This window comes from bacterium (assembly GCA_024226335.1).
In the GTDB taxonomy this organism is placed as follows: domain Bacteria; phylum Myxococcota_A; class UBA9160; order SZUA-336; family SZUA-336; genus JAAELY01.
Genome location: JAAELY010000486.1, coordinates 1 through 9,110 on the forward strand (window position 1 = coordinate 1; position 9,110 = coordinate 9,110).

Sequence of the window (9,110 nt, forward strand, 5' to 3'; positions counted from 1 at the left end):
CCGCAACGGCTCGGGAGGGAAGCGAAAAGCACCGCCCCTGCCCCATCACTTGTTCCGTCGCGTGTCGGTGCACCGATCGCTCGATGCACCCATCAGTTTCGATTCAGCGTCCAGATATGACGGGTATTTCCCCGATTATCTAAGTGTATCGGGCGCGGCTCGCACTCCTGAGCCAGGACTACGAGAGCCTGCGTGAGCGCTACGGCACGCTCGTGCGCGAGACAGCGGTCACGGAACTCGTGGTGCGCAACGGCGCGCTCTCCGTATCGATCCGAACCGCGCAGGGGAAACCCGTGTCGCTGCCCACCCAGCTCGATCCGAGCGCGAGATCGACTGGAGCCGGCACCAGAACCCGAGCCCGACTTCTGGCCCGACGAGCCTGCTTGAGCACCGCCTGCTCACCTCCGGATCCCGAGCGGTCGAGCCTCGTCCTCCCACCGCTCTGAGGGGCCCTTGTAGGTGCCCGCTTGCACGCACCCGTTCGAGAGCCCCCAGATTCCCCGTCTGCCGAATCTGTGCCGGCCGATAATGGGCGGTCTTATTAGGTAGATTGGGGCTCTATACTTCCTATCCGCCATCGGCGGAAAAGCCTCGGTACTCACGAACCTTCCGTTCAGCTCGGCACGGGATCAAGGCGCACGAGATCGCGCTCCAGCGGAAAGCCCATCAGGAATCGCACCAAGAACGGTAGAGGAAACTCGGCTGCGATCCGATCGAACTCGTCACCGGTCACGACGACGGCCACGTAGCTCGCCGTCCTGCCCTCGATCTCGATGCGCACGTTTGGATTGGCCACCAGCTTATGGTACCAGCCACGCGTCCAGTGGTGGGCAGACACGTACATCGGCCCGGAAGAGGATTGCAGCCACGCCAGACGGCGCTTGTGGAGAGCTCCCGCTTCGTCCGTCGTGACGATGTCGAGCATCGGAATGCCGCCCCCTTCGAAGCTCGGCTGGAAGTGCCCGAGGTAGACGGTCTCGAAGAGTACGACGAAGACGACGTAGAGGCCGACGATGCCGCCGGCCCATTTCAGTCCCTTGGCCATGGATGCTCCCTTGCGCCCTATGCGCCTCTACCGGGCTGTGGTCACGGATTGTCCCCGATGAAGCGCAAGAGCAGCTCGGCCATCTTCTCGCCGGCCATCTCCTGGATGAAGTGACCGGACTCTGCGATTCGAGCGTGGTTCTGCCCCTTCGATCCCGGGATGTGCTCGATGAAGAGCTGTTGGTTCTCGCGCGTGCCGAACTGAAAATCCAGCTCGCCCGCGATGAAGGCGAACGGCTTCTCGAACTTCCCCAAACCGTTCCAGGCCGCCTCGTTGACGCCGCTGATCCCGCACGCCATCGCGGGCAGGCTGCGCGGGCCGGCGTTGTAGATCAGCTGCGGGAACGGCGCCGAGTACGCCGCAGCGGCCTCGGGCGTCAGCGAGAATCCGCAACTCGCATTCACCATGTCCCCCGCGCGAAAGTTCGCCGAGGTGAGCGTGTGGTTGATCCACGCCTGGAACATGGCCTCGAAGCCCTCGCGCGCCTTCTCGGCCATAGTCGCGCCGAACTCCGGGAAGGTGGGTCCATCTCTGTCGAGCACGACCTTCCGGGGCGCCGAGAAGGGCGCGCCTTTCCCGTCGCTGTCGGGAAACGCGCCGTTCGCCATCATCAAGCGCCGGAAGAGCTCCGGCCGAAGACCCGCGATCCGCAGCCCGATGGCCGAGCCCCAATCCTGGATGAACGTCGTGATGTTCCGCAGCGAGAGCCCGTCGATCAATCGCTCGATCGATGCGACGTGCGTCATGTAGCGGTGCCAACGCTGATCGATCGGTTTGTCGGATCGACCCATCCCGAGCATGTCAGGGGCGATGACTCGATACCCGGATTCCGCCAGCGGCCCGATCATCTTGCGGTAGAGATAGGACCAAGTGGGCTGCCCGTGGAGGAGCAGAACGACCTCTCCGTCGCGCGGCCCCTCGTCCACGTAGTTCATGCGGAGACCGTCGATCTCGAATCCGTTCGCCGCATAAGCGTAGTCCGGAAGACCCTCGAAGCAGCTCTCGGGCGTGCGGACGAACCGGACACCATCGGGTGTCTCCAGGATCTCCTCGGTGCCGTCGCCAAGGGTGTCGGGTGGTGGCTCGACTTCGAGGACGAAGGGATTGTGCTCGGTCATGCGATCTCCTTGAGTCGGGGCTCAGGTACTGGCACCAGCAGTGTCAATATACCACGCACCCGAGGCAGGAGTGGATCGGAGCCATTTGCCGGGGAGCAGGGTCTCGGCACCGACGAATCCTACGACGCGTAGACAGCGGCAGCAACGAGCCTCAGCCGCGACAGACCCACTCTGCCCAGATCCCCGAACTCCCGTACAGAGCCCACCACAGAGGTGGAAGGACCGAACTCCGGCGCCCGCCGCCCCCCTGACGACACAGCACTCGTCCTCGATCACGCCCGGCACCCGTTCGAGAGTGTTCTCGATCTCGAGGCACGCAATCAGCAGATCGCGGGCCGCTAAAGGAAGAGGCGGGTGGGACTCGAGAGAGTCGTCGCCCACTTATCGCCCGGCGGTGTAGCGGGTTCGCAAGTGGCTGGGGCTGTTAGCGCTTCCTATCCGCATCCTGGTTCGAGTCCAGAAGGGCCCACCACAAGAAGCGTTAGGTGCGGCGTCCAGGGGTCTCGGGCCGGGAGCGACGGCTGAGGAGTCCGTCGATCAGAGCCGGGTTCGCTTGCATGCAGAAAACCAGGATCCAGATCAGAACCGGGGGCAGATACCACTCACCCGAGCCCGGTCCGGAGAATCTGAGCGCAGAGAGCACGGAGTCGCGAAGTTCGCCCGCTGGGAACCACGGAGAGGAGCTTGACGGCCCATAGCTCAGCAACGTAGCCGCAATTCGCAGGCCGAGGTACACGTCAAGGAGCAGTAGACCAGCCAGCAACGATCCGAGTCGCTTCTTCCAAGGAATCGGAGTCGACAGGAGCAGGGCAGCCAGGAGAGCGGTCGGAACATAACCTGCGTGCCATGCGCTGTGGAGAACTGTCCGCCGCGCCCGACCCGTGTCGAATACGAGCCTCGTATCGTTCAACTCGAGCTGGCGCGGCTTGATCCGGCCTGCATAGGCTTCGCGATCCTGGTCTAGCAGTTCGACGACCTCCGTGACGTGGCTGACACCGAGGACCGACGCGACGACGTTGGCGGCGGACCGATACGCGACGGCATAAGCCCGACTGATCCCGGGCCACGGAGCGATCAGAACCAGATAGATGGAGAGCAGGCTCCCGGCGAACGCGAGAACCCTCGAGTGCATCAGCGCGTCCCAGCGGCACCTGCCAGGCTCCAGCGAGCCCAGGCGAGCCACAAGCTGATCGTAAACAGGATAAAGACCCCCTGCCAGATCTCGATGTGCAGGCTCTCGAAGAGGGTCGGAGCGTACGCACCGGTGAGGAAGAGACTGACTAAACGCAGCTGGTTCAAGGCGAAGAGGACAACTGCGCCCAGCAGCACACCAACGATTCGCGAGTCCCAGCGCGCGGGCGAGGCGAGGATTCCCGACGTGAGCAGCGCGAATGGTTCGATCGCGTCGCATCCTCCCCACACGTGGACGGCGAACTGCGGCGATTGGATGGTCGAGCCGACGGCCACCGCACTCTCGCCAAGAGATCTCAGAAGCGCTGCAGTGATCCAAGCGTTCAGTTCCAAGGACGTGCTCTGCACGACCGACTGAAACGGCTCCGAGCTGATGAGGGCAGAGGACGCAGCGACTAGCAGGATGAGCGTCACGGCGAACCGCACGACGACCCTGCGCGGGTCCTCTCCCTCTGCTCGGTTTCGCACAACGCCTCCGACTCGGACCGAGATTATACGCCCTGGACAGCTCTTCTGGGTCGATCGTTCGATCGTCGGGGGCTACCTGCGGCTGGAAACGGAGCCGCGGATGACGGGATTTCGGGCCGCCCGGGCCCGAGTCCTACGCTGGGGCTGGAGTTCGTGCGCCACGCGGGCTTGGACACAGCGTCGACAGACGCGGCTTCCCTCTCAGCGTCATGAACGAATTATAACTTGCCTCCGCGGCTTGTATGTGACCACTCTGTGTTTCTGGAACGAGCGACGGAGGGAACTCGATGAGAGCAAGCCTTTGGGTCTGTGTCCTCTTGTTTACGGTCCTAGCGGCCAGGCCCGCGATCGCACAGGTGGTTGCGGATACCGACTGCTGGCAGACCCAGTCGGGAACAATGGCCGCATTGCCTGCACTGCCTGCGGACTTCTTCGGTCTGGGATCTGATCCGCGTCCCGCCGAACTCATTCTCGTAGATGGCGTTCCTCTCACCGGACCGGAGTTGGCCAATTGCGCCTGCCCGGGCCTGGCGCAGACTGACATCGTCTGGCTCGACCAGCACGGTGATCCCGTGCCTGCGGGCAGTATCCACATTGTCTCGCAAGTGCCCCTCCACGCGCCCACTCCGGACACCTGCATTCGTCGCCTCGTGAGCGCCACGTTTCCCGGCGGAGTCGGCGTGCCGGATCAGGTTTCGATCGAGCTGGTCGAGTTGTCGCTCCAGAGTGCAAGCCCCATCAGCGTGACCGGAGGTGGCGTTCCGCCGCTGTGGAACGTCTTCCTCACCGAAAACGGTGTTCAGGCTACAGGCCAGATGGAGTTCACGGCGACGACGCTTCTGCCTCTGCCGGTGGGAACCGTGACCGTCCCGAACCTGCCAGTCGATTTCCAGTTCCGCTTCGAACCGGTCATTGGGGGAGCGCCCGTCTTCATGACCGGCAACGTCAACATGCAGAACCCCAACCCTCAGTCGCCCGGGAGTCTCGGCCAGTTCGCCGTGCTCGCAGCGCCCGTACCCTCCGTATCAGAGTGGGGGTTGCTGCTCATGTTTCTAGGCATGCTCGCAGCGGGTGCATGGATGTGGGGCCGCGTGGCGCCGCGTGGCGCCGCTCGAGACAGCAGGTAGTGGGTCGCGAAGTGACGGCGACAGCCTGAAAGCTCGCGGTGCCCTTCTACAACAGTCTTCGATTCGGCATGCGTTACGTCGATCTCGGCACGGCGTACTACGAGCAACGCTATCAGAAGCGCGTCCTGGCGAACCTCGGTCATCCTCTGCCATCATGACCGCGTGTCCGACTGGATCTGCAATTTCACAGTTGGGCTCAGAGCTCATTCGCTCTCCCCGGCTGGGGCTGAAGAGCTGCGCGGGTCAGCCCTATCGCCTTGTGCACAAAGGTTTGAACCTCCTCGGATTCCGGGGAATGCTGATCGAAGTAGTCCCAATTCCGAGCAATCCATTGGTGCATGATGAACGCCAGCTGTAACTGGACACTGAACAGGTAGTCCTCGGGAAGGTCTTCTCGTATCGCACCGTGCTCAACGCCAATATTGAAGATGTTGCGCAGATACCCCTGAGTCTGCTCCTTGAAGAGCCGTTCGACCTGAGCAGATGGTTCAGACGCCTCGATTCCAAGCAACCTGTCCAACATCGCCATTGAATCCGGTTCTTCCAGCGTGAGCTTCAGCCGAGTCAGAACCAGCCGCTCGATCTCCCCCCAATAGTCACCGGTTCTGAACCGTTCGCGGATATCGCCGACCCTACTGAGGAACTTCTCGAAAGCGTGTTGAATGGCGCTCGAGTAAAGGTCCTCCTTGTTCTCGAAATAGTAGTAGAGCGCTCCAGCACTCAGCCCGGCGGTCTTCGAGATGTGGTTCAGAGACGCCTGGTTGAAACTACGCTTTCCAAACTCCTCCAGAGCTGTTCCGATGATCAGCTGCTTCTTCTCTTCGCCTAGCTTTTCAAAACGCGGATACGGCATATCTTGCTCTTTGGTTATCCCTGGCTGACGCCCTTGTTAGTGCGGAATGGCGCATCGGACAGATCCAAGGTCTCCTCGTTGTGGGTCGCCCTTCCCTTCGCCAGATGCCCAAACATCTGGATACCAAAGCCTCCGTCCAGGTCATCGGTGATCCGTTTCTTCCAGGGTCGCCGGAGAACTTGCGTCGTGAGGCGGCGTACCGTGCGTGGCTGTTTCATGATCATATCAGCCAGTTCATAGGCGCGATCCATGACCCGGTCCCTTGGCAATACCTCGTTTACCAGCCCGTACTCCAGAGCTTTCTGGGCGTCGATGTATTGGTTCGTCAGCAGGACATAGGCGGCACGCTTGACGCCAAGTAGCTCCTGGAAGCAGCTATGGATTCCGTCGCCGGGAACTGAACCAATGCCACTGTAATGCGGATCGAAAATCACGGTGTCGTCCGTGCAAATAGTGATGTCGCACATCAGGAGCATTTCTGAATGTGCCGTCGGTCCGTTGATGACTCCAATGGTCGGAATCTCCAGATCGTTGACCAGAGCCGTGACGTTGATCCTCCCGTCTTTGTAAGCGTACTCGTAGGCCCAGTACTCGAGATCCTCTTCCTCCAGCTTGAACCCCTCCGGATCGAGTTTCGCCATGAAGGTCTTGCCCGTGCCAGTGAGGATCAGGCACTCATTCTCGGGGTCAGCGCCAACGGTCTTCAGGACCTGCCCGAAGGCGCGATGGCTTTCTACGCTCAGCTGGAGGGGTCCACCTTTGGTATGCGCCTGAACCAGAATGACGCCGTCATCACGGCGCTCGATCTTGTAGTGGTCTTTGAAAGCTTCCCTGTAGTCTTCCAGCTTGGGAGCTGAAACGAATTTTTGCAACGACATAGTCTATTCTCCATTGGAAATAGGAACCCAGTTGTTAGGTCCAGATGTCATCCCGCCGCGCGAGAGTCGATCGATGGGCGGGGTGATCGTTGGTCGGTACGCGATCGTCTACTCCAGGCCAGCCTGCTGGCGGCTGATTTCGCCGATAGCGCTCCAGTCCTTGTTCGCCATGCCCTGCTCCAATGCCGCGGCCATCTTCGCCTCGATGATATCGGCGATGTCGAACCGGGCACCGCAACTCTGAGCGGCCTCGCGCATGAGGCGGACATCCTTCAGGCCACCGGTCATGCGAAAACCACCGTCATCGTACGCCCGGTCGCGGATCTTGCCGGCGTACATCTTCAGGACTGGGTGGGCGAACATGGATTGATAGAGACCCTCCAACAGGTCTACGTCGATACCCGCCTTCTCGGCGCAGGCATACACTTCGCCCATCAGTTCGATGATTGAGATAACGCTGTAGTTCAGACAGAGCTTCAGCGTCGCAGCAACGCTGGCCTTTTGCCCGACCGGAACGACGGCCTGGGTGAATGCCTGGCAGACCTGCATGGCGGTGTCGAGGCCGTCTTTGTCACCAGCCATGAACGACATCAACGTTCCGGCCGCCGCGGCCTCCGGTCGCCCCAGAACCGGTGCGGCAACGAAATGAGTTCCGTGCGCACGGTGATTCTCTGCCAACTCGTCGGCGAACCTCGGCGAAATGGTAGTGACGCACACATGAACGCTGCCGGGCTTCATGGCGGCCAGGATGCCGTTCTCACCCTCCAGAACGTCGAGGATCGAGCCGTCATCCATGAGACTGGTAAGAACGAGATCGGCGCCAATCACTGCCTGCCCGGGAACCTCCACCCCGCTAGCGCCCCTGTCGACGAATGGCTGCATCTTTGACTGCGTCCGGTTCCAGATTGTCAGGTCAAAGCCCGCATTCAGAAGACTATTGGCTATGCCCGATCCCATATTCCCAAGGCCCAGGAGAGCAACTTTCACTCTGTTCACCTCCGGTGTTCTCACTGTTAGTTGGGCCCACCGGCGATGGGCATCTCGGCAGGCAGTTCGGCGAGTCTTGTTCTCATCACGACCTATTCCTTGACGGCCGTGACTTCCATCTCGATCAGGTATTCCGGATGGGCGAGCTCGTGCGCGATCCAGAAACTGTGGATCGGATAGGGCTCACCGAAATACTCTCCCATGATGCCCGCCGCTGCTGCCATGATTTCGGGATTGCGCATCTGCTTCCCGCCCTCCGCGGAAAGAAACGTCTGCCTCTTGACGACATCCTCGAGGGTAAACCCACCAGCGTCCAGAACTGCCTTTGTGTTTTCGTAGACCTGCCTCATCTGAGCAATGAGATCGCCTATGCCCACGGTCTTGTTGGTCTTCGGATCTTCGGCGACCTGGCCGGCTACGTACATCGTCTGCTTGGGAGCGCACACGACAGCATGCGAAAGGGGTACCGGCCCGAAACCGGGGAAGTGGTGAGGCCAGGGGTTGATTGTCTTCATCGTATTCTCCTTGTGTTGAGGCTACTGACGCTGTTTCCACGGAACCCCCGTTCTTGCTCCCGTTCCCAATGGCCAGGGGTTCCTGGGGATGAAATTTGAATGGGCATTCGAAATATGCTTTCAAAATAGTTCGATGTCAAGAGGGAATCATCTCGCCGCCCTCGAAGGTGGAGTGTTTCCCGAAGCCCGCTTCGCGGCGTGCGGCTCAGGCAGGCGCGGAACATTGCTGATTGACGGGCGAATTTGAAGAAATGTCGAGGATCGCCTTGACAGACGCGAAGGCTGAGAGCATAGTTTGAATGACTATTCAGAATATACATTTCGAACCCGAACGCCGAGTGAGGACTCAAAATGTCGCTTAGCCATTCGTTCGAGCAGAACGCCAGAAGGGTCACGCCTCTCGCAGAAGCCGCGCCGCTCTTCGCGGCCGCCCAGTTCAGGCCTTAGGTGCCGAAGCCCATGCCGGAACATCTCACACAGCGCGTCGTACACCGGGCCTGCTCCCTCTGCGAGGCCTGCTGCGGTCTGCGCGTGAAGGTCGAAGGCGACCGCGTCACGGAGATCCGAGGCGACTCGGAAGACCCTCTGAGTCGCGGCGCGATCTGTCCGAAGGGTGTCTCCCTGGGCGACCTGCACCACGACCCCGACCGGGTGCGAGCACCGCTTCGCCGGACTGAGTCCGGCTGGGAGCCGATCGGGTGGACCGAGGCCCTCGATCTGGCGGCGAGCCGCTTGCGATCGATCCAGGCAGCCCACGGTCCCGACGCAGTCGCGCTGTACCGGGGCAACCCGAGCTCCCACAACTACGAGCTGATTCTCTTCCAGCAGGACTTTGTCGCTGCGCTGGGGAGTCGCAACATCTACTCGGCCATCTCGATGGACGTGCTCCCGCACCTGCTCGTCGCGTCCTGGATGTACGGACACCAGC

The 9,110-nt window shown here is 61.2% G+C and carries 11 protein-coding genes; 3 read left to right on the forward strand and 8 right to left on the reverse strand.

Annotation, left to right across the window (positions count from 1 at the left end; translation table 11 throughout):
• The first annotated feature begins 143 nt into the window (after positions 1-143).
• Positions 144-446 (forward strand): hypothetical protein, encoded by a 303-nt coding sequence (locus tag GY725_22955; protein MCP4007050.1) that lies wholly within the window; start codon positions 144-146, stop codon positions 444-446.
• Positions 447-613: 167 nt separating this feature from the next.
• Here the strand turns inward: GY725_22955 and GY725_22960 are convergent, their stop codons facing one another.
• The 4 genes from GY725_22960 to GY725_22975 form a co-directional block, all read right to left on the reverse strand.
• On the reverse strand, positions 614-1,045 hold the full coding sequence (locus GY725_22960) for a nitroreductase family deazaflavin-dependent oxidoreductase (GenBank protein ID MCP4007051.1): 432 nt from the start codon (positions 1,043-1,045) through the stop codon (positions 614-616).
• A 41-nt stretch (positions 1,046-1,086) separates the two neighbouring features.
• A complete protein-coding gene (locus tag GY725_22965) occupies positions 1,087-2,163 on the reverse strand; it encodes an alpha/beta fold hydrolase (protein ID MCP4007052.1) in 1,077 nt (358 codons plus the stop codon).
• Between the two features lie 481 nt (positions 2,164-2,644).
• The gene (locus GY725_22970) at positions 2,645-3,295 is read right to left on the reverse strand and encodes a hypothetical protein (GenBank protein ID MCP4007053.1); all 651 of its coding nucleotides are present in this window, start codon (positions 3,293-3,295) and stop codon (positions 2,645-2,647) included.
• Positions 3,295-3,822, reverse strand: coding sequence for a hypothetical protein (locus GY725_22975; protein ID MCP4007054.1), 528 nt, complete (start codon positions 3,820-3,822; stop codon positions 3,295-3,297). The genes GY725_22970 and GY725_22975 overlap by 1 nt, the downstream gene beginning before the upstream one ends.
• Positions 3,823-4,109: 287 nt before the next feature.
• On the opposite strand from GY725_22975, the gene GY725_22980 reads away from it, so the two are divergent.
• On the forward strand, positions 4,110-4,949 hold the full coding sequence (locus GY725_22980; GenBank protein ID MCP4007055.1) for a hypothetical protein: 840 nt from the start codon (positions 4,110-4,112) through the stop codon (positions 4,947-4,949).
• Between the two features lie 196 nt (positions 4,950-5,145).
• On the opposite strand, the gene GY725_22985 is transcribed toward GY725_22980, so the two are convergent.
• From GY725_22985 to GY725_23000, 4 genes are all read right to left on the reverse strand, one after another.
• Entirely contained in the window at positions 5,146-5,802 is a 657-nt protein-coding gene (locus tag GY725_22985; GenBank protein ID MCP4007056.1) for a TetR/AcrR family transcriptional regulator, read from the reverse strand.
• A gap of 14 nt (positions 5,803-5,816) precedes the next feature.
• Positions 5,817-6,680, reverse strand: a complete 864-nt coding sequence (locus GY725_22990; protein ID MCP4007057.1) for an enoyl-CoA hydratase/isomerase family protein — start codon at positions 6,678-6,680, stop codon at positions 5,817-5,819.
• A 108-nt stretch (positions 6,681-6,788) separates the two neighbouring features.
• Positions 6,789-7,667 (reverse strand): NAD(P)-dependent oxidoreductase, encoded by an 879-nt coding sequence (locus GY725_22995; protein MCP4007058.1) that lies wholly within the window; start codon positions 7,665-7,667, stop codon positions 6,789-6,791.
• Positions 7,668-7,759: 92 nt separating this feature from the next.
• Positions 7,760-8,182 carry a RidA family protein gene (locus GY725_23000; GenBank protein MCP4007059.1) on the reverse strand — a complete coding sequence of 141 codons (423 nt, stop codon included), beginning with the start codon at positions 8,180-8,182 and terminating at the stop codon, positions 7,760-7,762.
• A gap of 459 nt (positions 8,183-8,641) precedes the next feature.
• Between GY725_23000 and GY725_23005 the strand changes: the two genes are divergently transcribed.
• Positions 8,642-9,110 (forward strand): molybdopterin-dependent oxidoreductase (locus GY725_23005; GenBank protein ID MCP4007060.1); only part of this gene is annotated, 469 nt, incomplete at its 3' end.

Coding starts and splice junctions, on each gene's coding strand:
- GY725_22970 (MCP4007053.1), bottom strand. CDS start 3,295: ATGCACTCGAGGGTTCTCGCGTTCGCCGGGAGCCTGCTCTCCATCTAT.
- GY725_22980 (MCP4007055.1), top strand. CDS start 4,110: ATGAGAGCAAGCCTTTGGGTCTGTGTCCTCTTGTTTACGGTCCTAGCG.
- GY725_22990 (MCP4007057.1), bottom strand. CDS start 6,680: ATGTCGTTGCAAAAATTCGTTTCAGCTCCCAAGCTGGAAGACTACAGG.
- GY725_22985 (MCP4007056.1), bottom strand. CDS start 5,802: ATGCCGTATCCGCGTTTTGAAAAGCTAGGCGAAGAGAAGAAGCAGCTG.
- GY725_23000 (MCP4007059.1), bottom strand. CDS start 8,182: ATGAAGACAATCAACCCCTGGCCTCACCACTTCCCCGGTTTCGGGCCG.
- GY725_22960 (MCP4007051.1), bottom strand. CDS start 1,045: ATGGCCAAGGGACTGAAATGGGCCGGCGGCATCGTCGGCCTCTACGTC.
- GY725_22965 (MCP4007052.1), bottom strand. CDS start 2,163: ATGACCGAGCACAATCCCTTCGTCCTCGAAGTCGAGCCACCACCCGAC.